General features: G+C 39.8%; 25 protein-coding genes. All 25 read right to left on the reverse strand.

Translation table 11 applies throughout. From position 1 onward, the window contains the following. Nucleotides 1-2: 2 nt before the first annotated feature. Nucleotides 3-425 carry a hypothetical protein gene (locus tag CWB80_RS08235; protein ID WP_016708240.1) on the reverse strand — a complete coding sequence of 141 codons (423 nt, stop codon included), beginning with the start codon at nucleotides 423-425 and terminating at the stop codon, nucleotides 3-5. After that, complete coding sequence (locus CWB80_RS08240; protein WP_016708241.1) at nucleotides 409-1,074, reverse strand: methyltransferase family protein; 666 nt, start codon at nucleotides 1,072-1,074, stop codon at nucleotides 409-411. The genes CWB80_RS08235 and CWB80_RS08240 overlap by 17 nt, the downstream gene beginning before the upstream one ends. Next, complete coding sequence (locus CWB80_RS08245) at nucleotides 1,067-1,402, reverse strand: DUF2933 domain-containing protein (protein WP_016708242.1); 336 nt, start codon at nucleotides 1,400-1,402, stop codon at nucleotides 1,067-1,069. The genes CWB80_RS08240 and CWB80_RS08245 overlap by 8 nt, the downstream gene beginning before the upstream one ends. A 9-nt stretch (nucleotides 1,403-1,411) precedes the next feature. Next, nucleotides 1,412-1,765, reverse strand: a complete 354-nt coding sequence (locus CWB80_RS08250; protein WP_045979597.1) for a cupredoxin domain-containing protein — start codon at nucleotides 1,763-1,765, stop codon at nucleotides 1,412-1,414. 11 nt (nucleotides 1,766-1,776) lie between these two features. Continuing rightward, a complete protein-coding gene (locus CWB80_RS08255; RefSeq protein WP_016708243.1) occupies nucleotides 1,777-4,020 on the reverse strand; it encodes a heavy metal translocating P-type ATPase in 2,244 nt (747 codons plus the stop codon). Nucleotides 4,021-4,121: 101 nt separating this feature from the next. Then, nucleotides 4,122-4,535, reverse strand: coding sequence for a MerR family transcriptional regulator (locus tag CWB80_RS08260; protein ID WP_016708244.1), 414 nt, complete (start codon nucleotides 4,533-4,535; stop codon nucleotides 4,122-4,124). Between the two features lie 296 nt (nucleotides 4,536-4,831). Beyond that, on the reverse strand, nucleotides 4,832-5,254 hold the full coding sequence (locus tag CWB80_RS08265; RefSeq protein ID WP_016708245.1) for a hypothetical protein: 423 nt from the start codon (nucleotides 5,252-5,254) through the stop codon (nucleotides 4,832-4,834). A gap of 609 nt (nucleotides 5,255-5,863) precedes the next feature. Beyond that, nucleotides 5,864-6,724 carry a copper resistance protein B gene (locus tag CWB80_RS08275; protein ID WP_016708246.1) on the reverse strand — a complete coding sequence of 287 codons (861 nt, stop codon included), beginning with the start codon at nucleotides 6,722-6,724 and terminating at the stop codon, nucleotides 5,864-5,866. Continuing rightward, nucleotides 6,721-8,544 carry a copper resistance system multicopper oxidase gene (locus CWB80_RS08280; protein WP_016708247.1) on the reverse strand — a complete coding sequence of 608 codons (1,824 nt, stop codon included), beginning with the start codon at nucleotides 8,542-8,544 and terminating at the stop codon, nucleotides 6,721-6,723. Before CWB80_RS08280 ends, CWB80_RS08275 begins: the two co-directional genes overlap by 4 nt. 27 nt (nucleotides 8,545-8,571) lie before the next feature. After that, nucleotides 8,572-9,042 carry a YybH family protein gene (locus CWB80_RS08285; RefSeq protein WP_016708248.1) on the reverse strand — a complete coding sequence of 157 codons (471 nt, stop codon included), beginning with the start codon at nucleotides 9,040-9,042 and terminating at the stop codon, nucleotides 8,572-8,574. Nucleotides 9,043-9,057: 15 nt separating this feature from the next. Continuing rightward, a complete protein-coding gene (locus tag CWB80_RS08290) occupies nucleotides 9,058-9,945 on the reverse strand; it encodes a CopD family protein (protein WP_016708249.1) in 888 nt (295 codons plus the stop codon). An 18-nt stretch (nucleotides 9,946-9,963) separates the two neighbouring features. Then, nucleotides 9,964-10,311, reverse strand: coding sequence for a copper resistance CopC family protein (locus CWB80_RS08295; RefSeq protein WP_016708251.1), 348 nt, complete (start codon nucleotides 10,309-10,311; stop codon nucleotides 9,964-9,966). Between the two features lie 24 nt (nucleotides 10,312-10,335). Next, nucleotides 10,336-12,168 carry a 2Fe-2S iron-sulfur cluster-binding protein gene (locus CWB80_RS08300; RefSeq protein ID WP_016708252.1) on the reverse strand — a complete coding sequence of 611 codons (1,833 nt, stop codon included), beginning with the start codon at nucleotides 12,166-12,168 and terminating at the stop codon, nucleotides 10,336-10,338. Next, nucleotides 12,168-12,788, reverse strand: a complete 621-nt coding sequence (locus CWB80_RS08305) for a PepSY domain-containing protein (protein WP_235419340.1) — start codon at nucleotides 12,786-12,788, stop codon at nucleotides 12,168-12,170. The genes CWB80_RS08300 and CWB80_RS08305 overlap by 1 nt, the downstream gene beginning before the upstream one ends. Nucleotides 12,789-12,867: 79 nt before the next feature. Further along, nucleotides 12,868-16,032 (reverse strand): efflux RND transporter permease subunit, encoded by a 3,165-nt coding sequence (locus CWB80_RS08310; protein WP_055022009.1) that lies wholly within the window; start codon nucleotides 16,030-16,032, stop codon nucleotides 12,868-12,870. Between the two features lie 14 nt (nucleotides 16,033-16,046). Then, nucleotides 16,047-17,804, reverse strand: coding sequence for an efflux RND transporter periplasmic adaptor subunit (locus tag CWB80_RS08315; protein ID WP_055022008.1), 1,758 nt, complete (start codon nucleotides 17,802-17,804; stop codon nucleotides 16,047-16,049). Beyond that, nucleotides 17,804-19,231, reverse strand: coding sequence for a TolC family protein (locus tag CWB80_RS08320; RefSeq protein ID WP_138598874.1), 1,428 nt, complete (start codon nucleotides 19,229-19,231; stop codon nucleotides 17,804-17,806). The genes CWB80_RS08315 and CWB80_RS08320 overlap by 1 nt, the downstream gene beginning before the upstream one ends. Next, complete coding sequence (locus CWB80_RS08325) at nucleotides 19,231-19,728, reverse strand: DUF411 domain-containing protein (RefSeq protein ID WP_016708256.1); 498 nt, start codon at nucleotides 19,726-19,728, stop codon at nucleotides 19,231-19,233. Before CWB80_RS08325 ends, CWB80_RS08320 begins: the two co-directional genes overlap by 1 nt. 107 nt (nucleotides 19,729-19,835) lie before the next feature. Further along, the gene (locus tag CWB80_RS08330; RefSeq protein ID WP_138598873.1) at nucleotides 19,836-20,189 is read right to left on the reverse strand and encodes a hypothetical protein; all 354 of its coding nucleotides are present in this window, start codon (nucleotides 20,187-20,189) and stop codon (nucleotides 19,836-19,838) included. Between the two features lie 178 nt (nucleotides 20,190-20,367). After that, nucleotides 20,368-20,715 carry a hypothetical protein gene (locus CWB80_RS08335; protein ID WP_138598872.1) on the reverse strand — a complete coding sequence of 116 codons (348 nt, stop codon included), beginning with the start codon at nucleotides 20,713-20,715 and terminating at the stop codon, nucleotides 20,368-20,370. Between the two features lie 13 nt (nucleotides 20,716-20,728). After that, the gene (locus CWB80_RS08340) at nucleotides 20,729-21,046 is read right to left on the reverse strand and encodes a hypothetical protein (RefSeq protein WP_045979610.1); all 318 of its coding nucleotides are present in this window, start codon (nucleotides 21,044-21,046) and stop codon (nucleotides 20,729-20,731) included. Beyond that, nucleotides 21,043-22,080 carry a hypothetical protein gene (locus CWB80_RS08345; protein WP_045979611.1) on the reverse strand — a complete coding sequence of 346 codons (1,038 nt, stop codon included), beginning with the start codon at nucleotides 22,078-22,080 and terminating at the stop codon, nucleotides 21,043-21,045. Before CWB80_RS08345 ends, CWB80_RS08340 begins: the two co-directional genes overlap by 4 nt. 208 nt (nucleotides 22,081-22,288) lie before the next feature. Beyond that, a complete protein-coding gene (locus CWB80_RS08350) occupies nucleotides 22,289-22,651 on the reverse strand; it encodes a hypothetical protein (protein ID WP_016708261.1) in 363 nt (120 codons plus the stop codon). Nucleotides 22,652-22,845: 194 nt separating this feature from the next. Further along, the gene (locus CWB80_RS08355) at nucleotides 22,846-24,228 is read right to left on the reverse strand and encodes a PhoH family protein (RefSeq protein ID WP_016708262.1); all 1,383 of its coding nucleotides are present in this window, start codon (nucleotides 24,226-24,228) and stop codon (nucleotides 22,846-22,848) included. Further along, the gene (locus CWB80_RS08360) at nucleotides 24,228-25,592 is read right to left on the reverse strand and encodes a PhoH family protein (protein ID WP_138598871.1); all 1,365 of its coding nucleotides are present in this window, start codon (nucleotides 25,590-25,592) and stop codon (nucleotides 24,228-24,230) included. Before CWB80_RS08360 ends, CWB80_RS08355 begins: the two co-directional genes overlap by 1 nt. Nucleotides 25,593-25,717: the final 125 nt, after the last annotated feature.

Below are 25,717 nucleotides of genomic sequence, written 5' to 3' on the forward strand. Positions count from 1 at the left end.
TCCTAATGTTTGTGTGAATGCTGTTGATTGCTATCTTTCATTTCTTCCATTTTCCGGTTCATCTGCGGCATCATGTTCTCCATCATTTCTAAATGATGTTCAGTCATCTTGATTTGTTGATGCATTGGCATTTCTTCCATGTTTTTGTGCATGGATTGCATCATCTTCATCATTGAACGGTGATGTTCAACCATCATCTGCTGTTGCTTGTCAGGATCTTTTTCAGTTTTAATGGCATGGACTTCCTTTTTCATTTCCATCATCTTTTTATGCATTTCTCCCATGTTCTCATGTGGTATTGTCATGCCTTGATGCATACCAGCTTTGTTCGCACCTTCATGTTTATGCTCATTGTTTTGGGCAAATAAGCTAGTGGTTATCAGTAGTGAACCAATAAATAAAATTGATTTAATTAACGTTTTCATGATTTTTACCTTCTACACTTTTATTAAAACTTGGGATCCAACTTGGTGTCGATTCCATATACCTGTGGTACTCCGAACCAAATTCAGCAATCGCCTGTGCTTCTTCGCGTTTCGCTAGCTTGACGTAAACAACGACTAAGATCGGAAACATCGCAAGTGTTGGGATTGTCGGCCACTGCAATAAAAAGCCGAACATGATTAGAATGAAAGCTACATACTGTGGGTGGCGACATCTTGCATACCATCCAGTTGTAGCCAATTGATGATGTTTTTGCGCGTGATGCAATACATTCCATGCTGAAGACAACATAAAGAAACCTGCAACAATAAACACCATACTCACTATATGAAATGGGTCCCAATGGGCATCACCTTGAAATCCAAAGAAAGTATGTAATAAATGCCCATTTTCATGCGCAAAGAAATTTACTTCTGGATAGGTCTCCGTCAGCCACCCCGACAGAAAATAGATAGTTAAAGGAAAGCCATACATTTCAGTAAATAGGGCAACAATAAAGGCAGAGAACGCGCTTAGACTTCTCCAATCAGTTGATGTTTTTGGTTTGACAAAACTAAAGGCAAAAAAGATAAAAATTGCTGAGTTCAGTATCACCATTGACCATAAGCCATAATCATATGTTTCATTCATCACTGCTCTCCTTTTTATGTGATTCCTTACGTGCCTTTTCTAAGCCTTGTATGTAGCCATCGCGATAGGCTGCATTTTTATCCGTGAGTTCTTGAAAGCTCTCTTCCTTTTTTTCATCAGGCGCATGTGAATGATCGTGACCATGTTTACCATGACTGCCATGCATAAATACGTGCATCAAGGGGCATAGCAATAAAATCAAGTAGGGAAGAAATTGCAGCGTATGTTGACCATGCTCAAGCACTAAGAAGTAGGTCACTGCGGCAATAAGTGCCAGTGCAGCCCAGCCTGTAGGTGTTGACCAAAAATTAGGGTGTTGATTTTTCATATTGCCCTCCTAAACGACTTTTAAGACACCGCGATACATTTGCATCTGACAGTGAAACTCATGCTCTCCCGGTGACAAGTTTAATAAGGTAATTTGAGTAATTTCATTTAACTTAAGCTGTTCGCTTATATCCAATGAAGGAATAAGCATTGTTTCAGCGCAGGGGGATTGATCTTTGCGTATAAACTTCAAGGTAACAGGTTGGCTAGCAGACACCTGAATTGAGGATGGGGAATACACGCCATCCCTCACTTCAATGAGTACTTCATTACCTTGAACGATTGTTTTATTGGGTTTATATAGCCAAAACCACCAAACAATCAGCGCGATTAACATTAAGCCTAATAAGTTAATTAACATCATCGCTCTTCTCCTTAATGCTCTTTTGCTTTAAAAAAGCGAAGTCGATTTGCATTTGACACCACAGTCAATGACGAAAACGCCATTGCAGCACCTGCAATTACAGGGCTAAGCAGAATGCCAAAGAAGGGATATAGAACCCCCGCAGCAAAAGGAATCCCGGCTACGTTATAGACAAACGCGCCAAACAAGTTTTGTTTGATATTTCGTAAAGTAGCTTTGCTTACCGCTATGGCATCGGCAAGGCCATGAAGTGAACCACGCATTAGGGTAATGTCAGCACTTTCGATAGCTACATCAGTCCCTGTGCCTATGGCGAATCCAACATCGGCTAACGCTAGCGCAGGAGCATCGTTGATGCCATCTCCTGTCATACCAACAATTTCGCCACTGCCTTGTAGCTCTTTCACCTTGTTGGCTTTATCTTCTGGCAGCACCTCAGCAAGAAATTCGCTAATACCTGCTTTTTTGGCAACAGCGGCAGCGGTTTCCTTGTTATCACCTGTTAACATGATGACGCGTATACCATTAGCCTGAAGCCGTTTGATAGCAGAGATTGAGTCTGACTTAATGGGATCTGCGACAGCAATGATTGCGGCAAGTTCACCATCTACAGCAAAGTACATAGGTGTTTTGGCTTCTTTGGCTAAAGACTGGGCTTTTCCAACAAAGCCTGTGAGGTCTATGCCTTTTAACTTCATTAGTTTATCGTTACCAAAAAGCAGGACTTTATTGTTACAGTTTGCTTCTACACCAAAACCCGTAATAGCATTAAACGATTCAATTTTTAGTAACTCAATATCCTTATCTAAAGCACTTTCAACAATCGCTTGCGCTAAAGGGTGCTCTGAGCCGCTTTCTAAACTTGCTGCAAGCTGTAGTACGTCTTTTTCGTCAGTAGCTTTTGCTAAAACAATATCGGTTACCTTAGGTGCCCCTTCAGTAATAGTGCCCGTTTTATCTAAAATCATGGCAGTGATTTTAGAGGCGGTTTGCAGTGCCTCACCGTTGCGAATAAGTACTCCGGCTTCTGCTGCTTTTCCTACTCCGACCATGACAGACATGGGTGTTGCCAAGCCTAAAGCACACGGGCAGGCAATAATAAGCACAGTAGTTGCTGATACGATAGCAAAAGCAATTGCTGGCTCAGGGCCAAAGTTAAGCCATGCTAACGCACTTAACACCGAGATGATCATGACTACAGGAACGAAATAGGCGGAAATAACATCGGCCAAGCGGCCAATCGGCGGTTTTGAATTTTGCGCTCGTTTCACCATATTGATGATCTGTGCAAGCGCCGTGTCTTTACCAACGCGTGTCGCTCTAAATAAAATCATGCCTGATTTGTTCAAAGTACCAGCGACAACCTCATCTTCTTCGGCTTTTTCAACAGGCATAGGTTCGCCTGTCAGCATGGACTCATCAATAGAGGTGTGTCCTTCCAATACAACGCCATCCACGGGAATTTTTTCACCCGGCTTTACTTTCACAACATCATGAAGCAAAACCTGTTCGATACCTATCTGAACCTCTTTATTATCACGAACTACAGTTGCCGTTTTGGCCTGCAAGCCGATAAGACGTTTAATGGCCTCAGAGGTTTTACCTCTGGCTTTTATTTCTAATGCTAGACCTAAATCAATTAAGCCAATGATCATGGCGGTAGCTTCAAAATAGACATGTCGTGCCATCAATGGAACGGCGTCAGGTGCAAACACGACAACCATCGAATACACCCAAGCTGTACCTGTTCCTAAAGCTATTAGAGTGTCCATATTAGCGGAGTGGTTTTTAAAGCTTTTCCATGCTCCTACATAGAAATGCTTACCTGAAAAATACATAACGCCAAAAGTTAAAATGCCTACAACTAGCCAAGACATGCGTTCAAGGTTTGTTTCAACCGTCATTTCTCCAACCACAATGCTGTAGATCATCAAAGGAACGCCGAGTGAAAGGGCAATAAACGTATCGCGCATTAGCTTTTTGTAATATGCCCAATCCGCCGCCTCTTTCTCATCAAGCGCATCTGTTGCTGAGCTATCATCAATTGGCTTCGCGTTATACCCCACTGACTCAACAGCTTTGATCAATTCTTCTGTTTTAGCTGTCCCATAAACTGTTACTGTCCTATCAGCAAAATTCATTTCCGCACTGACGACTCCAAGAGTTGCCTTCAACGCCCCTTCAATTTTGCCTACACAGCTAGCACACCCAGCGCCTTCAATGATAAGCTGTTGGTTATGTGATACTTTCTCCAACGTATTCTCCTTAGTTTTACACGAAGAGGATTGAGCTTTTGCCTGACAGCAACAGCCTGATTCAGTTTTTATATTTGTGTTAGTAGCCACCCTTTTTCCTCCTATGCTTTTTTAATTTGCTCAAAGTTTTCGATGAGATGACAAACCATGTTTGCAGTCGGTGCCTTGTCTTCCATTTCTTCCCACTGAGAAAGCGCAGAAGACATTTTTCCTCGAAGTGCCAACATTGCTTGAAACTGCTTTTCTGTTTCTTCAAGCCGCTCTTTGATCAGGCTTCTGACTAATGGGCACGCACTTTTACCATCTTCAGATTCATTAATAATTTCCTTGATATCTGCAACGGAAAAACCAAGGTTTCTGGCACTTAAAATGAATTTAAGTCTCGATACTTCTTTATTCGAGTATGACTTGTAGCCGTTCACTGACTTAGCAGGTTTTAACAATCCTAATCTGGTGTAATAGCGCACCGTATCAGCAGTCGTTCCAAGGCTTTTTGCCAGCTCCGCAACTTTCATATTCACTCCTCAGTTTTTAGCTAAGTTTGTACTCTCATCTTCAGCTTAGACCTGTGTCTAAGACACAGGTCAAGTACTAATTCTAGTGAATAAGCTAAAAACTAATTTTTTGGTAAAAGAGAAATCTCGGCCAAAATCGACAGCATTAAGTACTGTAAATGGCAATAGTTTGAGAATTTTCATAGTGCCTTCAAAATATCGTACTAATCGTTCAAAACAATTGATTATTTAAATCAATGAATAAGTCATTCTATTTTTGATGGGAGTGGCGAAAAAAAGACGCACTGATCCCGTGATTAGCCAATAATTGGTGGACGATAAAGTAAGAGATGGATACCAGATTTTGGTAGAGGTGTACGCTGTAGAAATAGCTCAGAGTAAATATTGCAAATACCTTCCTCTTGCGCTTGCACAAGATAGGCATTTAAATGAAAGCTTGAACAAAATCCCCCCTCACAACAAACACAATCACTAGCTTTGCATTTTTCACAGACTTCATCACCATGACGGTGTTTAGAGTCTTGCGAGTTTACAGTGTGATAGTGACTATTGTCATTCATTGATTGATGGTGAATATTTTTGCTTCGTTGCATAATATGCGTGTCGGAAGATCCATTTTGATGTTCTTCACAATTCATTGGCTTAGCTGTAGCAAAACTATGCTGCGTAAGCAACACAGTTATTATCACTATTTTAAACCACCTGAAAAGTCCAAACATTATCATTCCTTCTTTAGCTCCTACAATATTAGCCACTTTATAAAAATAATTTTATGATCTTGATCAACCTTTGAACTAAAACCTAAACTTTTTACTTTTTTAAACAGCTTAAACTTAACAAGTATAAAAGGGGTGTCTAATTTAGACTCATGAGATTGAAGCCAAGCATGAGCACCATTAAAAAAATAAAAACCCTACGCTCATAACTAGGTATTGAGTAAGGGATCATTTTTCCAATTGTTCAGCTTTAAGCACAGTACTTTGCAACAATCGGTTCTATCCCGAGCACACCCAATTCCCGTTCATCAAAAGTGATAAAATGGCCTATTGTACGTCTTTCAATGGCGATGTTTTTTGGCTTGACTCTTTAACCTTAAACATTCGCCAACTTTACTTCTTAGCTGATATTCCACCTTGATAGGTATACACCAGACTGGCACCGACTGAAAACAAGAAGTAGCTTACTATTACTGCTCTTAGTTCTTTCCAAAAAAACTATTAGCTAGGCCTTTTCTAACATAACTAAAATGGTTTAAATCCCAAAAAACGAAAGCTACCATCAATATAGTTGCGGTAGCTCTCATCAAGTCAATATAGTATTTCTTCACATCAGAGCCAGAACTTGATACCTGCAACAAAAGCAGTATCACGCGTACTTTGCCCATTTAACTTCGCAAAGTCGGCTGTATTACCAAATTTATTTGTCCACTCAACGCCAACATAGGGAGCAAACTGGCGGGTAAACTCATAACGAACCCGAAAACCAATAGCACTGCTAGATAAGCCACTACCAAGGTTATTTTGGACGTCATCCTTACCGTAAAGCGTCAACTCTGCTCGTGGTTGAACAATTAACTTTTGAGTAAGTAATAGCTCATACTCAGCTTCGATCGAAAATGCACTATTACCTTGCTCTCCTAAATACGCAGTCATATCAATTTCAAACCAGTAGGGGGCTAGACCTTGTAAACCAAAAGCTAGCCATTTGCGGTTTTCACCTTCGTTATTGTAATCAAGTCGAATACCGACTTGTGTATCCCAATAAGCAGATATTGCGTGGCCCCATAGAAAATCTGTTTGGTTCTCCTCTAAATTACCTTCGCTAAAATCTCCCTCAGTTTTGATGACTAATCTATCAAAAGTAGTGCCATACCATGCCTGAAAGTCAAAAACACCTGCGTTTGTTTGCTCATTATATTCAAGACGATCCCCTAGTAGCGCGTAAAATGAATGCTCATCTGCCAAAGTCAGTCGTTTGTCGCTATTGAGTGCATAAGGACCTTCAGTCAATGTTGTACCTGCGGCATAAGCATGAGGGTCTCTAGCATCTTTAGGTGCATCTCCACCTTGTGCTTGCATTTTAGAATCACCCATCTCAGTCATCTCATCTTTTGCAGATACAGATACACTTATAAGGGGCAAACCTATTAATAATAGTTTTAACGTATTGGTTAGTATTAATTTTCTCATGATACAACTACCTCTCTAAACATACCTGCATCCATGTGGAATAATAAATGGCAATGCCATGCCCAGCGACCTACGTCATGAGGTGTTGTTAAAAAACTAATTCTTTGCGCTGGTTGTACAGGGATAGTATGGCGACGAACCTGTACATCACCTTTTTCATTCTCCAAATCGCTCCACATACCATGCAGGTGCATTGGATGTGTCATCATTGTATCGTTTTGTAAAATAACTCTTAAACGTTGATTATGCTTCATGTGAACTGGCGTGCTTTTTCCAAATTCCAAACCATCAAATGACCAGCTATAACGCTCCATGTTTCCAGTTAAATGTAATTCAATTTCAGCCTCTGGCTCTTGCTGGTTTGTAATTCCCTCAAGAGAATGTAAATCTGCAAGTGTTAAAACACGGCGTCCATTTTTACGTAAACCTATACCGGGATCATCAAGGTTTGTTCTAGGCATATCAACACGCATATCAACAGAAGCTCCATACTCTGTTTTTGCATGACGCACTTTAGTGCTAGCAACAGCTAATGGGTTTTTAGTCATTCCATGTTTACTATGATCCATTGCCATCGCTCCATGACCCATTGCACTATGATCCATTTTATTAGAATTCATGCCCGACATACCTGCCGTATCAGCCATTGTAGAATGCACACTATCATGGGTCATATTGCCCATCATATCTGTCATCGTTAACCACTCAACGGGGTCTAAAGAAGGTACTGGTGCATCAACGTTAGGTGCCATTGATAAAGTACCTTTAGCATAACCTGAGCGATCCATGCTTTGTGCAAAAATCGTATATGCATCATTTTTTGGCTCGACAAGTACATCATAAGTTTCACCGGGACCAAATCTAAATTCATCTACTGTCACAGGTTCAACATTTTGTCCATCAGCTTGTACAACTGTTAACTTCAGCTCAGGTATTCTTACATCAAAAAACGTATTGCTAGAACCGTTAATAAATCTAAGCCTAACCTTTTCGCCAGCTTTAAACATTCCACGCCAATTTGTCAAAGGCGCACAACCATTCATTAAAAAAGTCATTGCAGATGCTGATAAGTCTGCAAGATCTGTAGGGTTCATTCTCATTTTATTCCACATTTCCCGGCGTTGTAGCGCATTTGAAACGCTGCTATTTGAAATGTCATCAAAAAACTCTGGAACAGTAGGTTGATTAAAGTTAAATACATCGCTCTGTACTTTTAACTTGCGAAACAAATCCATTGGGTCATCATCAGTCCAATCAGACAATTGAATGACATGCTCATTGTCAGCACTAATAATATCCTTTTCTCTTGGCTCAATAATTAATGCGCCGTACATACCTGTCATTTCTTGAAAGCCACTGTGTGAGTGATACCAATATGTGCCGCTTTGTTGCAGCTTAAATTTATAAACAAAGGTTTCACCCGGCATTATACCTTTAAAGCTAATACCCGGTACGCCATCCATTTGATACGGAAGAATGATCCCATGCCAATGAATTGAACTCGGCACTGATAATTTATTAGTTACCCTGATAGTAACGTCATCACCTTCTCTGAGGCGCAAGGTAGGAGCTGGTATTGAGCCATTGATTGTTGTAGCCATTCTTACAACACCTGTGAAGTTTACGGGTGACTCATCTATCACTAAATCTATTACTTCTCCACTTAGTTCGGGCGCAGTACCTGTTGAAGTTCCAGCAATCAAAGATGAAGCTGCATGAAGAACACTTGGAAAAGCAGCTAATACACCGCCAGCAGCTAATCCTTGTACAAAGCGTCTACGTGGCGTAGAAACTTGATGTAATGGATTGTTGTTTCTCATTTTACTCTCCGTTGTTTGACCAATAAATTAATGTGACCAATGAATGTGCTTAATCTTCCATTCACCATTTTGTTTTTCCAGCACCATCGTTTCCATGCCTTGATAATCGCGTTCAACACCTTTATGAGTACCTGTAGTTTGACTGCGCGACGCAGAGATAGCGGTATTTCCAAGTATCGTCACTTGATGTTCAAGTGTGTCGCTCTTCATCGCTGCTAAATACTTCATATCCGACAACATATGATGATGAGCATATTCATCAGCGCTCCTTTCAACGCGGCCTCCCTCGAAAATGGTGACATCATCCGCTAACTGCGCTCTAGCCTGTTTTTGATTGCCAGTTTCAAGTGCTTGATGAAATGCCAAAACAACTTTTGCGGCAGGGGTATCTATACCTTTAAACAAACCTTTGTCTTTGTTCTTATCACCATGAGCGTTTGTTGCGAAACTAAACGTCATTAATAAAACGAGTAATATATTTATTGTTTTCATTTTCATTCTCTCTTTTAGGTTTTAATTTGCAGGGCCAACAACACTAGTAAGCCCAGCCGTTACAGATAAAATGGCAAAAGCTACTACCATTTCTATCGAGATAGATTTAGATAAAGCCTCTCTGCCTTGACTATTTTTAAGTTGTGGAACGAGTATTAGTTTATGTTTAGCAGCAAGTGCCAAAATAGACACTACAAGAGCCAATTTAAACAACAGTGTTTGTCCGTAACTTGAGCTTATTAGTGCATCAAGACTTCCGACCAATTGAATCACGAGCCAGAGGCCTGCTACCAACAATAGGCTCAATGTAAAACTTGCTTGTTTGCCAAAGCTTTCCATCAGCAAATGAAGTTCTGCATAACTTAGCTGATGGCAAGCCTGTTTTAGTGGCAATAACGCCCCAAACCACCATGCCATAACGAGCACATGCAAAATAAGCAAGCCTTTTTCAATTGTGCCTAACTCAGAAATATGACCCAGTAACGTGAATGAGTATGCAAGGATTAATAAACTCAACATTAAAGCGCTTTGTTTTAAGTACGAGTTCACAGCGAATTTGAACCTTAAAGCTAAAGCGATTATTGCGGTAACTAGCCCAAGCGCTCGAAGCAAAGCTCCAGTGCCGACAGAGGAGTCCCACATAATAGCCAATATATCAGCGTCTATCGCCCCCTGAATTCCCTCTTCTGCCATTGCACCAGTACTGGCAAAGAACCAAGTAATATTAGCGATCAAAGCCATAACTATATAAGTTCTTGTCCACGTTAAATTCGCTATTACAGCATTACTATGAGATTCATTATGCTCAAAAATTTGTCTGAAAAATGTATAGCCGGCAATACAGGCAAAGCCGACGTAAAATACAATTTTTGACAGTACAATGACTGTATTCCAGATATACATTTCCATATCAATCACACAGCCTTACTAATGAACCATAAAGCCGAAGCTATCTTTCATTTTATGTCCATCTTTACCTAAATAGGTCACATCAACGATATAGTTTGTTGGAGCTAATTTAGGTAGTTCCCATGAAAACTCTCTGGAAGCTTCTTTTGATGGTTTAAAGTCAAATTTAATATTTTCACCTTTTTTATTTTTCAACGTAACTTTAACTACACGTACCTCTTTGCTAAATCCCAATGTCAATTTTTCTGGAGTATTCATTAGCATTGCATTATCAGCAGGCACGCTTTTTTCAAGATGCACATGTGCAAATACTGCACTACTAAAAACAACACTGATTATGGTTAAAAGTTTAATTAATGTTTTCATATATACCTCTATTTATTTAATGGATTAACGACTAAATTTATCTTTGAAAATTTGATTACTTGGAATCCCAGCATCTATAATTATTTTTTCCACTTCACTCATCATTGCTTCTGGACCGCATAAGTAAAACTCAGCCAAATGTAGTTCTGATTTTTGGTTCATATACGGCAGAAGTACTTTTTGAACATAGCCTGAGTGCCCTTGCCATTCTTCTGAAGGATTAGAAAGAGTAGGAATATAAGAGAAGTTTTTATGCTTCTCACTCAGTGACTTCAATTCATTATGGTATAGCAAGTCATCTTCAGTTCGCGCACCATAGATAAGAGTCAAACCACTTTTATCTTTATGCTTTTTCAACTGTTCAAAAATAATAGACCTCAGTGGTGCAAGTCCTGAACCCGCACCTATAAACACGCGACTAACTTTTTTATTTGAAGTGGCATAAAAATCAGAAAAAGGGCCTCTTGCAGTTATCGTTTCACCTACTTGGAGTGAACCTAAATAACTTGAACCTATTCCTGCTTTAAAACCATTCTTTGCGGTCTGCCAACGGATATTAAACATTAACTCATCAGACTCCTCGTCAAAGTTAACTAATGAGTAGTGGCGAGTTACACCGTTATGAGAAAATTTTCCATGATAGTAGCTATCCCAGTATTTTTCATAGCACTCTGGCATATCATCTGGACGTAAGCTATTCATCCCTGCTGGCACATCAAATTGCATATATGCACCAGCTTTAAATGCCAACTGTTTGCCTGATTTCAGCTTAAATTTCACTTCCTTGATAAAAGGAGTAATGAAATTAGTCGCAACCACAACTAGCTCATGATTTTCAATATTGCGATCAGTATTAACTTCAATCGAACTAATTTCAGAAAACCTATGCTGACATCCAAGCCGATAACCTTCCTTAAGTTGCTCCTGAGATAAATGTTCCTGTTCAGATAGTGTGATAGGTAATTTAGTTGAACTTAAGAACACGCATTTGCCACAAGTACCGCCACCACCGCAACCTGAAGGAAGGTATACATGTGAACTAGCTAGCCCTTCTAATACAGTTGAGCGACCAACTGCTGAGATGTCAGTAATAGTATTTTCATTGGAAAACGTCACTGCCACTTTTTGCCTGTTAGTGCCCCAACCTAGCTTCAGTAAACCACTTCGATACTGTTGTATCAGCCAAGTAACACCAGTAATTGAAAGGAATAGCGTTGCAAAAGCAAATGCAATGATCAACCAATGGTTAAATCCTCCAGAATTGCCATAGTCCATAAAGTGAAGCTTCATCATCAGATCTTTCAATCTGAAATCATCATTGGCATGGCGAAGTACTTGACCTGTAATACTATCTAAATAAATAGTTGTATTGTTCTCATCCTCAACGGCAACTTGCCACATAGGATTTTGCTGCCTTACGTGATCAGAAAACGGAGGTTGAGATAACACTGGAGTAGTTAACTTACCCTGTCCTGAGTAGGAGTTTTTTGCCAAAGTTAGTACTTGTTCTTCAGACAAATTAAATGGCTTTCCTGTTACAGCATCAAATAGCTTTGAGTGGCGCTCTTGATAGCTATGCTGCCCCTTATCGAACACAAAATGATAGTAAGGCTGATGTAAAACCCATATAAGGTTTACTTCCTGCGGAGCATTACTAGTAATGTCTTTAATAGGGAATAGGTCAAAGCCTGTAATGCTACCTTCATGATGAGAATGAACTCTAAGTTCATTACCACTGGCTTTACTGTGATCCATCAAATTGAAGTAAAGGCCCGTTCCCAACCAAATAAGCAGTTGTAAACCAACAAATAAAGAAAGCCACTTGTGTATCGTTGTATTTAACTTAAATAGTCGCATCAAATGACTCTCTTTTTATTTGGGGAAAGCACTCGGTAATAAGTCAATACTGCGCCAGTAATTGCTCCCATTAGACCTAGAGTTGCGACCAAGAACAAAAACCAGTTTGATACGTTTTCTCCATCATAGTAATCCATAATGTGGAACCGCCACATCCAATCAAACAATCGCCAGTAATCATGACGCTTGGCAACAAGTGATCCTGTTTGTTGACTTATATAAAATGTCGGTGTGGAGAATTGCTCAAACGTCACTCTCCAAACAGGTAAATGCCTTGGGGACAACTCAGCAGGCAAGTTTGTCGCTGACTTAATCAACCTTATGCTGTCGATTTGATGATTCAGCGCATAATGGTATTGTGCGATTTCTTTAGCCTTGGTTTCATCTACAAGGGCCTGAACAGCTCCAGTTTTAGCATCTATTGCTACTTTTCCATTTTCTCCATTAATAAAAGAATACAAAGGACGGCCCATACTTTGAGTAAGTGTAACTTGGCTAGCTTTAGGATAATCCGCAGCTAGCTTTACAATGGAGTAATCCATACTTGCTAAATCTATTTTGGCTTCCTCACTCTTAGCCAAGGTTTCGCCGTGTATATAGTGAATATCCATAGTCACCATATACACGCCTGTAATAGACCAGAAGAGGAATTGTATTCCGACAAATGCCATTAGCCATTTGTGATATTTTCTAGCCGTGCTAAGCATTATTCTCAGGCTCCACGTTAGAAAGCTCTTTGTTAAAGGCATTTACTTCAGGCTTTTTAATGATTGAGTAAATTGCAGGGAGTACAATAAGCGTGAGCAGCACAGCACTTGTCATTCCGCCTACCATAGGAGCAGCAATGCGGCTCATGACCTCAGAACCTGTACCAGTACCATATAAAATAGGCATTAAACCTATAATGATTGTAGCTACCGTCATCATTACTGGACGAACTCGTAAGCCAGCACCGTGCAATAATGCATCTTGATATGCATCATCTGAGATGAGTTCTGCTCGCTCCACCGCTTTTTCCTTAAGCTCAGCAAGTGCTTGATTAAGATAAACCAGCATTATCACGCCAATCTCAACCGCAACACCAGCTAGAGCGATAAAGCCCACACCAACAGCTACTGAGAAATTAAACCCTTCTAGATACATCAACCATAACCCACCGATCATTGCCATCGGCAAGGTAACGATAATGATAGCCACTTCACTAAACGCTCTGAAATTCAGGTAAAGCAGAATAACAATAATGGCGAGTGTTAAAGGCAATACATAGGTGAGCTTTTCTTTCGCTCTTTCCATATATTCGTATTGTCCAGCCCAAGTAATTGAATAGCCTGCTGGTAATGTCAGGTTATTTGCTAAGTGTTCTTTAGCATTTTCAACATAAGTACCTACATCAACGCTATCAATATCAATGAAAGTCCAACCATTGATTCTGGCATTCTCACTTTTAATACCCGGTGGGCCATTCTCTACTCGAATATCAGCAACATCACCTAGTGCAATGCGTTGACCACTTGGTGTTACAACAGGTAATCGTGCTAGCTGCTCAGGAGAATCTCGATAATCTTGCGGATAGCGCAGATTAACAGGGTAACGCTCTTGACCTTCTATCGTTTGTGTCACATTCATACCGCCAATCGCAGTAGAAACTACTTGTTGGACATCTTCGATATTTAACCCAAAGCGACTTGATTTATCTCGTGAAATATCAACCTTGATATATCGTCCACCTGCAACTCGTTCAGAGTAAACTGACGCTGTGCCTGTCACTTCTGGCAAGAGTTGTTCTATTTGTTGGCCGATATCCTGAATTACATCAAGTTCTGGTCCGGCGACTTTAATACCGACAGGCGTTTTTATACCTGTAGCTAACATGTCAATGCGGGTCTTGATTGGCATGACCCAAGCATTGGTTAAGCCCGGAAATTTAACCAACTTATCAAACTCAGCTTTTAACGACTCAGTTGTCACGCCTTCTCGCCACTCCTCCCGTGGCTTCAATTGAATAAAGGTTTCAATCATGGTTAGAGGCGCAGGGTCAGTTGCGGTTTCAGCTCGTCCTACTTTACCGAATACATTTTCAACTTCTGGCACAGTGCGAATAAGCTTGTCCGTTTGCTGCAATAACTCTCTTGCTTTACCGATTGAAATGCCGGGATATGTAGTAGGCATATACATAAGGTCGCCTTCATCCAATGGCGGAATGAATTCACTACCAATTTTATCGACAGGCCAAAAACCAACGATAGTCACTAATACTGCTGCGACTATTGTCAATTTTGGAAACTTCATGACTTGCTTTAAAACAGGCATGTAGATAGCAATCAATAATCGATTTAATGGGTTTTTCTTTTCAGAGACGACTTTGCCTCGAATAAAGTAGCCCATCAAAACAGGCACCAATGTTATTGCCAAGCCTGCTGATGCAGCCATTGCATAGGTTTTTGTATAGGCGAGCGGTGAAAACATTCTTCCTTCTTGCGCTTCTAAGATAAACACAGGTAAGAATGAGACAGTTATGATCAGCAAGCTAAAAAATAATGCAGGGCCTACCTCACTCGCAGCCTTAGCTACAATTTGCCAACGGTTTTCATCTGTTAGTGGTGTTTTCTCCATATGTTTATGCATATTTTCAATCATCACTATTGCACCATCAGTCATCGCACCAATAGCAATAGCGATACCGCCTAAAGACATAATATTGGCATTGATGCCTTGCATATACATGATGATGAATGACACCAATATACCTAATGGTAGAGTAACAACTGCCACAATTGATGAGCGAAGATGAAATAGGAAAGCAACACAGACAATAGCCACGACCGCAAGCTCCTCTAGCAACTTGCTCCAAAGGTTATCAACAGCACGATCTATTAACTTCGATCTGTCATAGACAGGGACAACCTCCACCCCCTCTGGTAAAGAAGATTTGAGCGACTCAAGCTTTTCTTTTACCCCATTTATGGTTTGTTGAGCGTTTTCACCAAAGCGCATAACGACAACACCACCAACAACTTCGCCTTCGCCATTAAGTTCTGCGATACCACGGCGCATTTGAGGACCAAGGTTAACGTTGGCAACATCACCAATACGCAACGGCGTGCCTTGTTCGTTAATACCAAGTGGAATTTTCTCTATATCACTAACTGATTGAATATACCCCGTTGCGGTAACCATATATTCAGCTTCAGCCATTTCCACAACGGATGCGCCAGTTTCTTTGTTCCCTTTTTGTAAGGCTATTTGTATTAAACTTAGAGGAATATCGTAAGCTCTCAATTTGTCAGGATCTACTTGCACTTGATACTGCTTAACCATACCACCAACGGCGGCAACTTCGGACACGCCCGGAACAGTTTGTAGTTCATACTTTAAGAACCAGTCTTGAATGCTTCTTAATTGGCTTAGATCATGGTTTCCAGACTTATCTGTTAAAGCGTAAATGTATACCCAACCCACACCTGTTGCATCAGGTCCTAATTGAGGTTTTGCCGAATCAGGCAGGCTTGATGCTACTTGGCTTAAGTATTCAAGTACTCGGCTTCTAGCCCAATACAAATCAGTATCATCATCAAAAATAATGTAGACGTAGGAATCACCAAAGAATGAGTAACCACGAACAGTTTGCGCCCCCGGCACTGATAGCATCGCTGTAGTAAGTGGAAATGTCACTTGATCCTGCACAACTTGTGGTGCCTGTCCCGGATAACTCGTCTTAATTATCACCTGCACATCAGAAAGATCTGGGAGTGCATCTACTGGCGTTTTTTGTAATGAATACAAACCACCAAACGCGATAATTAAGGTAATCAACAAAACAAAGAAACGATTGCCGATAGACCATCTAATAATTGATTCAATCATTATTTTTCTCCCACTTAATGATTAGAATGATCAACAGCAGCTTTATTTTCCTTGCCGTGTTGTTCATCTGATTCAAGAGAGATTTCAGTGATAACTAAGTCATCCCTAACCTCAAAAGTGAAAGTGACATTATCACCAACATTGAAATCAACTATTTCTATATTGTCCGCGACGATAAAATCCATCGTCGCAGCAGGTCTATCCCACTTCTCTATTGGGCCTCGGCTAATATTTAGAATCCGTGTATCAATATCAATCGCATTAATTAAACCTGATACTGTTGCTGATGATACTTCTTCACTCATATCAGCAGGCTCACTCATGATATGAATTCCAGTAACTTCATATCCACCCTCTTCGGTTTTGCTCACTTCAAAGTGCAAAGATTGACCAGACTTCAGTGAATCAATATCTACCTTTTCACCTACATCGAAGTCCATTGTCATTTCAGGCCAATCCCAAGCCTCAGCAGGACCATGAGTAATATTAACCATACGATGTCCCGCCATGACGCTGTTGATTTCGCCTTCCATCCAAACAGAGCTAGGCACTTCGTCATGAGTCATTCGTTTAAAATCAGAGTTTTTACTTGATTCAGAATCAATCAAGAATTGAGCAGATGTCACCACAACATCATCTTCATTAAGACCCTCTAAGATTTCGATACTATCGATATCAACCCGGCCAATTGTCACTTCGATAGACTTAAATTGCCCATCCCCCAAGGCAAGTACAACTCTGTCTTGTTTACCTGTGCGAATGACGGCTTCTTTAGGTACGAGTATCGTGCTATCAGCTTGATTAGCGTGAATAGAGACTTGTGCAAACATGTTTGGTTTTAATTGATAGTCTGGGTTGTCAAACTTCAGTCTCACTCTGAGTGTGCGTGTTTTACTATTCAATGTTGGATAAACATAATCAACGACACCAGCCCAGTCCTCTCCGGGTAAATAATCCAGTGTCATTGATACAGGCAGTCCTTCTTTAATTAAGGCTGCGTCACGTTCAAACACTTCTGCTTCAACCCAAACTTGATCTAGTTGACCAATGCTTAATAAGGTGTTTCCCGGCTTGACATAAAAGCCTTCTCTAATCTTCAAACCGTCAACAACACCTGCTTGTGGTGAATAAAAGGTGATGGTTTGCTGAACTTTTCTAGTCTTTTCTAGCTTTTGAATGAAATCTGCTGAAAGCTGTAACGCTTTAAGGCGATCTTTCGCCGCCGAAATTAAGGAACTATTGTCGCGCTTTAAAGCTATTAAAAGTTCTTCTTGCGCGTTAACTAACTGAGGAGAATACAGTGTATAAAGAGGCTGCCCTTTCTCTACAGGGTTACCTGCCGCTTTGACATAGAGTTTTTCAATCCAACCATCAACACGTGGGTGGATATGAATTAGCTTATCTTCATCATATTGAACGTAACCAACCGTTGATATTTCAGTATGCATATTTTTCAGCTCAACAGGTGCAGTGCGAACCCCTAGGTTATTCACTACATGAGGCGCAATTTTTACTGCTCCGGGACCAAAATCATCACCAGATGATTCTTCCTCATACACAGGAATTAAATCCATCCCCATAGGCGACTTACCGGGCTTGTCCCGGCGGTAATTAGAATCCATCGGTGCAACCCAATACAGAGGCTTTTTCTCTGCTGATGTTGTTTCATCTGTATTACTGTTTGACCCTGCACCTTGATATAAGCTCAATACTCCTGCGCCTAGCGCAGCACCAATGATGATGGCAATAATTGTTTTAGTATTCGTTGACATTATTTTTCTCCAAATTGCTGATTGGATAAGTGCTGATTAGTTTTGTGTGAAGTTTGCATCGACTTATGTTCAGCATTTGAGTTAGATTGAGAACGTGCAAAGAAATAGTTGATACGAGCAACTGTTTTAAGTGCGTCAACATCAATTCTTAAGGCTGATATTCTGGCATTTAATTCTGCGATTCTTGCTCGAACAACTTCGGCAAAATCGCCATCATCATTTGTGTAAGCTGTCAATGACGCTTCTGCTTGGTCATGAGTTTGTTTAAGGAGTTGTTCTTGATAGATAGATTGCCTATCAGATAAACGCTTAAGCTGTCTAAGCTCCTTTTCCACCATACTGATCATTTGCTTTGTCAGTAATAGTTTCTCGGTTTTAATAGTCTCTGAATCTGCAATAGAAGCTGCAACTTGCTTATCTTGTCTGTTCTCGGTGAACAAGGGTAAATCAAACGTTACTCCAACAGAAAATAAATCAGCTCGGCTATCACCAGAGGGCATATTGTCCCGATAGGCATAACTAGCATTAACACCCCATTGCGGTTCATATTGCTGTTTAGCTAACTCAACTGCTTTTTCTGAAGCTTTGCGTTTTATATCAATTGCAAGTATGGCTGGGTGATTCGAAAGCGCCTGAGCCAATAGATTTCTTGAGTAATTAGATGCTTTTAGGACTGTTGAATTGTTCAAATGAATTGTAGGCAACTTTTTAGAAACCCTAAACTCTAATGGTTGCGTATCAAAGTTGAATGATTCATTCAAGCCAGCAGCATCGTAGATATGAAGCCACTCATTAAGGCGAGCGATTGTTGTTTCTAGTTTCTGCTTTTGCGAAGTTAATCGGTCATCTAACTGCACGATTTCCAATTGAGCACGAATAACATCTTGTTGTCTGGTTTTACCAACAACATTTGAGTAGCTAGCTTTAGTAACTTCCGCCATCTGCTCAAAGAGCGCCCAATCCGCTTCAATCAATTTAATGGTTTGTTGGGCTAAGTAAGCATCTAACCATAACTGTGATACTTGGCTTATCAGTTTAGCCTTACGATCCTCTCGTAGCAGTGGAAATTTCGTTGACTCAATTTTTAATTGCTCTTGTTTAATCTTTAAACTATCACCTCTAGGAAACATTTGAGAAACACCAACCTTTAGTTGAGTCATTCCTTCCTGATCTAAGTCCCAAGTATCTGTTGGTAAATTCATTATCCCTAGTGATACTTTGGGGTCAGGCAAAGTACCTGAAGCGATACTTCTATTTTCAACCGCGCTTTGTTTTAACCGACTCCCATGAAGCCAAGGATCATTTTGCTGAGCCAAGGTGATAGCTTGTTCAAGTGACACTACTTTCTCAGCTTGAGCTGAGAATACAGACAAGCCGAGAATTAGCGAAGTTGAAAGTAGAGTAAGGCTTGAAACATTTAATCTCATTAGAATTGCTCCTCATAAGCCTTAACTTCTGCATATACTTTACTCGTTCCATCTTTAAATAAAATTAATACGTTATATGACATAAAGCGGTCGCCGACTTCCATACCCGGAGAGCCAACAGGCATTGCTGGGACAGATAATCCAATCGCATTGGGGTGCTCTTCTGACAAGAACTGCTGAATAAACTTAGCCGGTACATGACCTTCAAAGGCAAACCCATTTCTACTCACTGCCGTGTGGCATGAACGGTAATTAGGTTTGATACCATACTTAGTTTTGATGTTGCCGATGTTTCGGAAATCTTTGGAATGCGCAACGATCCCTTTGTCTTCAATATGAGTTATCCATTTTTTACAACACCCACAAGTTGGGGTTTTATAAACGATTAACTCCAAAGGTGTTACGTCGTTATTGTGTGCATGCTTATGTTCATTAGCGTTTGCAAACGCAGGTGAAAGCAGCATTACAACTGCTATTTTTAAATACTTATTGATCATTTTTGCCCCCAGACGTCGCTGGAAAATAGCTATAGCGCTACGACGCTATATTGACTAACAGAAAAATTAATTACATGTGTGCGAAATTTGGACGCACTAATCCTGTATTAGGCAAAAATTGGTGGACGATAAAGGGAAGTGGAAATTGAATGAGGTTGTTTAGATTGCATAGCAGCTACAGATTCACTCAATATTTGAATATCTGTCGAGTCAACACTGGAATTTAGGACTGTCGTAGATGAGCAAGCATTTGCAGGACAAATACATTCAACGTCACAACAATCTTCTGATTGACCATTACTGCTTTTATTCATATCACCATGATCCATGTTCATGTTCATGTGTGATTCGTGAGAACCTGATGACATTTCGCAAGGCATAGCAGAATACGCAAATGCTTGCCCTACAAAGGCAACCAGCATAAGCGTTATTACTAAGACTTTTGAAAATGCTTTAGACATAAAATTCTCATAAAAATATACATGGTCTATGCTAATACAAATTTTCGAATAAGTAAATTGATGTCATGTAAACATTTATGAATATTTGACTAACGTCAATTTTTTCAAAGAGGTAAGTGACAAATAATATGAATTAGTGTACAAATAATAATCTCATCAGACTTCTTATCTTCGCTATTCAATGGCTTTTATTTTGAGACTTAAGTTGCTCTCTCATTTCTAAAACTCGATCTGCCGAATAAGCTCCTGCTCTCATAACAACCAGCTCAACAAACGAAATATCAATTAACTTATGGTCAGCATCAATCACATAACAACTCTCACTATGTGTGTATATTTCTAACTTATCCTCATCAGCAGATTTGCTAACAATCTTTGAAGTCACGATTTGCTGAAATGGCCGAAATCTGAATGTTTCATCGTCAATAACAACCCCTGACAAAAACTCCCCAAGAAATGATTTTTCAAAGTCTTTATAGTCATAGACCGAGAGTATGTAAGCATCCTTTAAATATGTTTTGTCCATTTGTTACTCCCTACTAATAGCCAGCAGGGAGCATTTCTCGCAACTCTAATAGCTCATTTGGAGAGTACATACACTCATGCATTAAATTGAACTCAAATACATCTACATCAAACTTTTGGGGTTCTGCATCTAAGATATAAAAGTCAGCACCAAAAGTTCTATATTCAAGACCGTTTACTTCCATGACTTTCGTGGAAAACAAAGCCTCACCTTTTTTACCGTTCTTACTATCCTCAGCAAAAGTAGCGTAAAGCACCTGTTCAACCTTATCTTCTAAGTCAGATTTAATTGAGATAAGTGTTGCGTTAGTTAGTTTTACTCTTGGTCTCATGCTTGTGCTTCCTTCTTATCTTCTAGGCAAAACGGGCGGAAAAAACTAAGGTACTTAACTCCATTAACTTTTAGTAAATTGTTGTCAGCATCAAAATGTGACAGAACGCTAGACTGATACAACGAAATATATTTTTCATAATCGATGGTGTTAAAAAAATTGGTATCGACACGTCGTGCATGGAAAACAAGAGCTTGCTGATCGATACGAACAATGAACTTTTGATCACCATCTAGATTTTTAACCTGTAGACATAAATCAGGTTTGTGCCAATCAGATACAAAGGAAGGAATCAGTGGGAAGCCATATACCAAATAGCGCATACCTTCGATTTTGAAGGTTGTTGGATTGAACTGAGCCTTATTTACTTTGCCGCTACGGAATAATTCAAGTGTCAACACCAGCCAGTGCTCATGCTTAGAAAATGTATTTCCTTCAGAAATACAGCCTTCGAACTCACTATCATGGTTTACATGATTGATGTACATGTATTTTTTAATGTCATTCAAGGAAAGCTTTTCAACCGGAAACTTTGAAGCTATGAGCCTGAAATAACAACCATGAACTTTTAAATCTGCATATTGAACTATCAACGGATCATCAAAAGCATCGAAATATGGTCGCCACTCCAGCCTAAAGTCAGCACCAGTGTTTACAATAAACTTGGCATCTTCTGGCAACCCTAATACTTGGTATATCACTGAAACTAACTCTAATGTTTCGATATCTACCAGCATCAGGCTTTCAATACGGTTTGCCATTGACTCAATTTCTTTATGAAGCGATTCAATAATTTCTTGATCATCGTATTCATTGATCATTAAGTATTTCAGGGAATCGTGCTTTAGAATTGAATCCAGTTTTTTCTGTTCAAATGCTTCAGTGAGGCTATTATGGGTATCAGAAAAATGAGGGCAGTTATAAACACCTCTAGCCCACAGGCCTTGGGCGTAAAGATCAGGAAACTCTAATAACTCAGCAAACTCTTTTGCTTGTTTATTGAGTTTATTCTTTAATTGATAAAGTGAGATCATTTAGTTCTCCAAACAACTTTCTAATAAACAATGGCCTACCAACACATTGCTTTATTTATTGTTCAAATAACCAAATTTTTACGGATGCTCCGCTTCACTGTTCACGTTTTTCAAGGCGAAAAACATGTGTAGGCGTAGGCTGTCCGTTCAGCCTTCTTATTATAATATCGCCAAAAAACAAAATGACAACTTACGTATTTGTACAACTTTAGGTAGATATTTTGAGTTTGAACTCTGAAAAGCTAAGCCCAAACAAGGATACGACCATCTCTTCATTTATATTGGAGCCGGGAAATTTTTTTTCAAAATTTCCAATAATGCTATCTAGGTGGCTAGCTAATATTTTTACTAAAAATATTTCCGAGTTTGGTGAGAGTGCAGACAGTGCTATCAATGGGTTGTCAAAGGATTCAGCTTTTATTTTTACTAGTAAATCGCTGTAACTGTCACAGCCATATAGACAAATAGCTGCCCCTTCTTGGGCTTGTCCAAGGGGAATAGTTAATAATTTAGATAATCGTTTTGCCTGCCTTTTTATATTTACTAGCAGGTCTTCTTTTTTAAAAGACATCAATACACCAAAAAACGGCAACGCTAGGCCACGCACCTATGTCACTCAGTTTTTATGTGAATATTTAATCTTTTAGTTCAGAGTAAATCCATTTCGTCCTGTTTTCGTGGGAACGGGCTTCTCTGAAAAGCCACTGCAAAAAGCAGTGGCCATTGTCGCAATATTATAAGGAAATGTGAATGGTAGTTTGATGCCTACATATTCTTTTCAGTGAATTCAGCCAAGCTACTACGCTCTACTTCATCAAAAATCAGCACTGATCCTTTTTCATAATGACGAAACACATTAACAGCCGCACTTGCACCAGAAGAAGCAGGTGTTACAAACTTATCGTCAATCTGGGCTAGGTTGCCCAATACGATTGTCCGACAATTTTTGCCACCGCGACTAAGCATTCCTTTAATTTGAGCACGGGTCATATTTTGTGCTTCATCAATTATTAAAACAGCATCGTCTATTGAACGGCCACGAAAATAAGCCATACTGGTAAATTCTATATTAGCTCTTTCGATCACATGTTCAACTGTAGCGTGAATATTTCCTTCATGATTATCATCCGAGTGCATCGAAATTAATGCGTCAGTAATACCTGCCAGAAGAGGCATTGATTTTTCAGTTAAATCCCCCGGTAAGAATCCCGGATCGTCGTCCATAAAGTCTCTGGAGCGCACCACAACGATTTTTTTGTACTTTTTCAACTCCAATACTTGATGCAGCGCCGAAGCAACTGCCAAAAAAGTTTTTCCGGAGCCAGCAGGACCAAGGATGATATTTAAATCATAGTAAGTGTCTGTTAATTGGCTTAAAGCTACCGCCTGACGCTGGTTTTTAGGCAATATGCCCCATATCTTTTCTTGCTTACGCGGCAATAATTTTGTGTATACCTCAGTATCTGTTACTTCTGAAATCCGGCCAATGTGTCCGGCTTCATCGTACCAATACATGTTTGGCTGAACTTCATCGTTGAACAAGCTTATTGGGAATGTATAAACCTCTCCTGAGACTTTGAAATCTTTATCTGATTCAATTCGATCAAAAAGATCGCCTTCAAAAGCCTGTACTCCTGTGTATAAAAGATCAATATCTGATATTTGATTATCTACGGCAACGTCCTCAGCCCTAACCCCAACTGTTCGAGCTTTCAATCGCATATTAATATCACGGCTAACAATTGTTACGTCTTTATTGAGTTCTTTTTGAAGATATAAAGCATAATTAATTATTCTGTTATCAGCATCACTTCCTATCCCGTGCTTTAACTCCTTAGCCAGATCCAATTGAGTGTCAATTCCAATGAAAAGCTTTCCTCTCTGGGCTGTTTCGGTAGATGGTAAAGGAATACCTATTTCCATTTCCTCGGCTGTATGTCCATTTATAATGTCTTCAAGCATTCTAATGCACATACGGGCATCGGCACTTACCGATTTATTAGTTCTTTCTTTCAGGTTATCAAGCTCTTCAAGGACAGTTAGACAGATGTAAATATCATCTTTGTAGCTAAAAATAGATTTTGGATCATGTACTAATGCAGATGTGTCTAGTACACGAGGATTTCGATTATCAATAGAGCTTTTCATTACGCAGCCTCCCAAAAGATTGAATCGTTGCTAGGCTTTGTGTTGTACTTTTCTTGTAAATTACAAATTTTGAGTAAAGGTTTATTGTTGAGAGACTGCTCAGAGTAGCTAAGGTAATCAATTTTTTTGGAAATTCTTTTTACTTTTTCTACAGGCCAATAAAAACAAGGGGGTAAAAACTTTAAAATACCCCCAATTCGGGGTTGTAAAATGACAACCGCATTTTGAATACTACGACCACGCATAAAGTTTACCGATTTAAACTGTACATTGGCTTTTTCCATAATGTAATTACGGCTCGAAATTGGATTTTCGTCCCCTTTATGCAGCACTTCTAACGTATCGGTAATGGCAGCTAACCACGGCGCCATTTTCTCTTCTTCAGTGCCAGGTAAAAAGCCAATTGATTCAGCAATCTCTGGGGTATTACGCGTAACAATCACTTTATCGTAAATGCCTTTTTCAATAATCATTTCGAGGGCACTAGCAAGAGCAAGTAAGGTTTTACCACAGCCAGCGGGGCCAGTTAAAATTACCAATTCAATACTTGGGTCAAGTAGCGCATCAAGTGCCATACCTTGATAGACATTTTTTGGCTTAACGCCCCACGCGGTATGACTCATCAAGCGCTCAACACTGATATCTTTTAAAGTAATTTGTTTATCATCGTAGCTTGTTACTCGAGCCGCAAAGTGGTCACTTTCATCTAAAATATATTCATTGCAGAACACATCGCTAATCGTGCTTTTTGCAACATGATGATAGGTATCTCGGCCTTGCTGCTCTGTTTCACATTCTCCAACCTGTTGCCAAAAATCACCTTCAATTTTTTTATAGCCGCTTGTAAGCAACGCTATGTCGTCAATTAATTGGTCTGTTCTGTAGTCTTCAACAAATTTAAGCCCTGCCCCTTTCGCTTTAAGGCGCATATTGATGTCTTTAGTGACAAGCACCACCTTGCTGTCACTGTGCTGTTTTTGCAGATGTACAGCGCAATTGATAATACGATGGTCGTTTTCGTTGCCAGGTAAACCCGAAATACTGTCTGCAAATAAATGGTCATTAACAATAATTAAGCGGCCACGAGATTCTGATTTTGCCTCTTTGTTACTAGGGAGCGCGACACCCTGCAACATTTGCTCTGGCGAAGCGTCCTTTAGCACTTCATCTAAACCACGAATAGCAACACGGGCGTCACGGCTAACGTCATGTTTCCTATCTTTAATGTGGTCGAGCTCTTCTAATACTGTCATGGGGATAACAACATCATGTTCTTGGAAAGATAAATAAGCGAGAGGTTCGTGGAGTAATACATTGGTATCGAGCACATACATTTTACTATCAAGGTTCGAAGCTTTTTCCATAGCACTTTCCTTACGTTTTATGATTTTTATGCTATACCCAATAAACTAAACAAGCGGCGGATGAAGCTATAGTTTATTCGTCAGGTATATACTCAGTTTAGTCTATTTACGACAAAAGTCCTTTT

It is taken from the genome of Pseudoalteromonas sp. S1650, from assembly GCF_005887195.1.
GTDB lineage: Bacteria > Pseudomonadota > Gammaproteobacteria > Enterobacterales > Alteromonadaceae > Pseudoalteromonas > Pseudoalteromonas simplex.

Bases quoted from the DNA above. Each gene is read 5' to 3' on its own strand.
- CWB80_RS08235 (WP_016708240.1), bottom strand. From the start codon at position 425: ATGAAAACGTTAATTAAATCAATTTTATTTATTGGTTCACTACTGATA.
- CWB80_RS08240 (WP_016708241.1), bottom strand. From the start codon at position 1,074: ATGAATGAAACATATGATTATGGCTTATGGTCAATGGTGATACTGAAC.
- CWB80_RS08245 (WP_016708242.1), bottom strand. From the start codon at position 1,402: ATGAAAAATCAACACCCTAATTTTTGGTCAACACCTACAGGCTGGGCT.
- CWB80_RS08250 (WP_045979597.1), bottom strand. From the start codon at position 1,765: ATGATGTTAATTAACTTATTAGGCTTAATGTTAATCGCGCTGATTGTT.
- CWB80_RS08260 (WP_016708244.1), bottom strand. From the start codon at position 4,535: ATGAAAGTTGCGGAGCTGGCAAAAAGCCTTGGAACGACTGCTGATACG.
- CWB80_RS08265 (WP_016708245.1), bottom strand. From the start codon at position 5,254: ATGTTTGGACTTTTCAGGTGGTTTAAAATAGTGATAATAACTGTGTTG.
- CWB80_RS08275 (WP_016708246.1), bottom strand. From the start codon at position 6,724: ATGAGAAAATTAATACTAACCAATACGTTAAAACTATTATTAATAGGT.
- CWB80_RS08280 (WP_016708247.1), bottom strand. From the start codon at position 8,544: ATGAGAAACAACAATCCATTACATCAAGTTTCTACGCCACGTAGACGC.
- CWB80_RS08285 (WP_016708248.1), bottom strand. From the start codon at position 9,042: ATGAAAATGAAAACAATAAATATATTACTCGTTTTATTAATGACGTTT.
- CWB80_RS08290 (WP_016708249.1), bottom strand. From the start codon at position 9,945: ATGGAAATGTATATCTGGAATACAGTCATTGTACTGTCAAAAATTGTA.
- CWB80_RS08295 (WP_016708251.1), bottom strand. From the start codon at position 10,311: ATGAAAACATTAATTAAACTTTTAACCATAATCAGTGTTGTTTTTAGT.
- CWB80_RS08300 (WP_016708252.1), bottom strand. From the start codon at position 12,168: ATGCGACTATTTAAGTTAAATACAACGATACACAAGTGGCTTTCTTTA.
- CWB80_RS08305 (WP_235419340.1), bottom strand. From the start codon at position 12,788: ATGGTGACTATGGATATTCACTATATACACGGCGAAACCTTGGCTAAG.
- CWB80_RS08310 (WP_055022009.1), bottom strand. From the start codon at position 16,032: ATGATTGAATCAATTATTAGATGGTCTATCGGCAATCGTTTCTTTGTT.
- CWB80_RS08315 (WP_055022008.1), bottom strand. From the start codon at position 17,804: ATGTCAACGAATACTAAAACAATTATTGCCATCATCATTGGTGCTGCG.
- CWB80_RS08320 (WP_138598874.1), bottom strand. From the start codon at position 19,231: ATGAGATTAAATGTTTCAAGCCTTACTCTACTTTCAACTTCGCTAATT.
- CWB80_RS08325 (WP_016708256.1), bottom strand. From the start codon at position 19,728: ATGATCAATAAGTATTTAAAAATAGCAGTTGTAATGCTGCTTTCACCT.
- CWB80_RS08330 (WP_138598873.1), bottom strand. From the start codon at position 20,189: ATGTCTAAAGCATTTTCAAAAGTCTTAGTAATAACGCTTATGCTGGTT.
- CWB80_RS08335 (WP_138598872.1), bottom strand. From the start codon at position 20,715: ATGGACAAAACATATTTAAAGGATGCTTACATACTCTCGGTCTATGAC.
- CWB80_RS08340 (WP_045979610.1), bottom strand. From the start codon at position 21,046: ATGAGACCAAGAGTAAAACTAACTAACGCAACACTTATCTCAATTAAA.
- CWB80_RS08345 (WP_045979611.1), bottom strand. From the start codon at position 22,080: ATGATCTCACTTTATCAATTAAAGAATAAACTCAATAAACAAGCAAAA.
- CWB80_RS08350 (WP_016708261.1), bottom strand. From the start codon at position 22,651: ATGTCTTTTAAAAAAGAAGACCTGCTAGTAAATATAAAAAGGCAGGCA.
- CWB80_RS08355 (WP_016708262.1), bottom strand. From the start codon at position 24,228: ATGAAAAGCTCTATTGATAATCGAAATCCTCGTGTACTAGACACATCT.
- CWB80_RS08360 (WP_138598871.1), bottom strand. From the start codon at position 25,592: ATGGAAAAAGCTTCGAACCTTGATAGTAAAATGTATGTGCTCGATACC.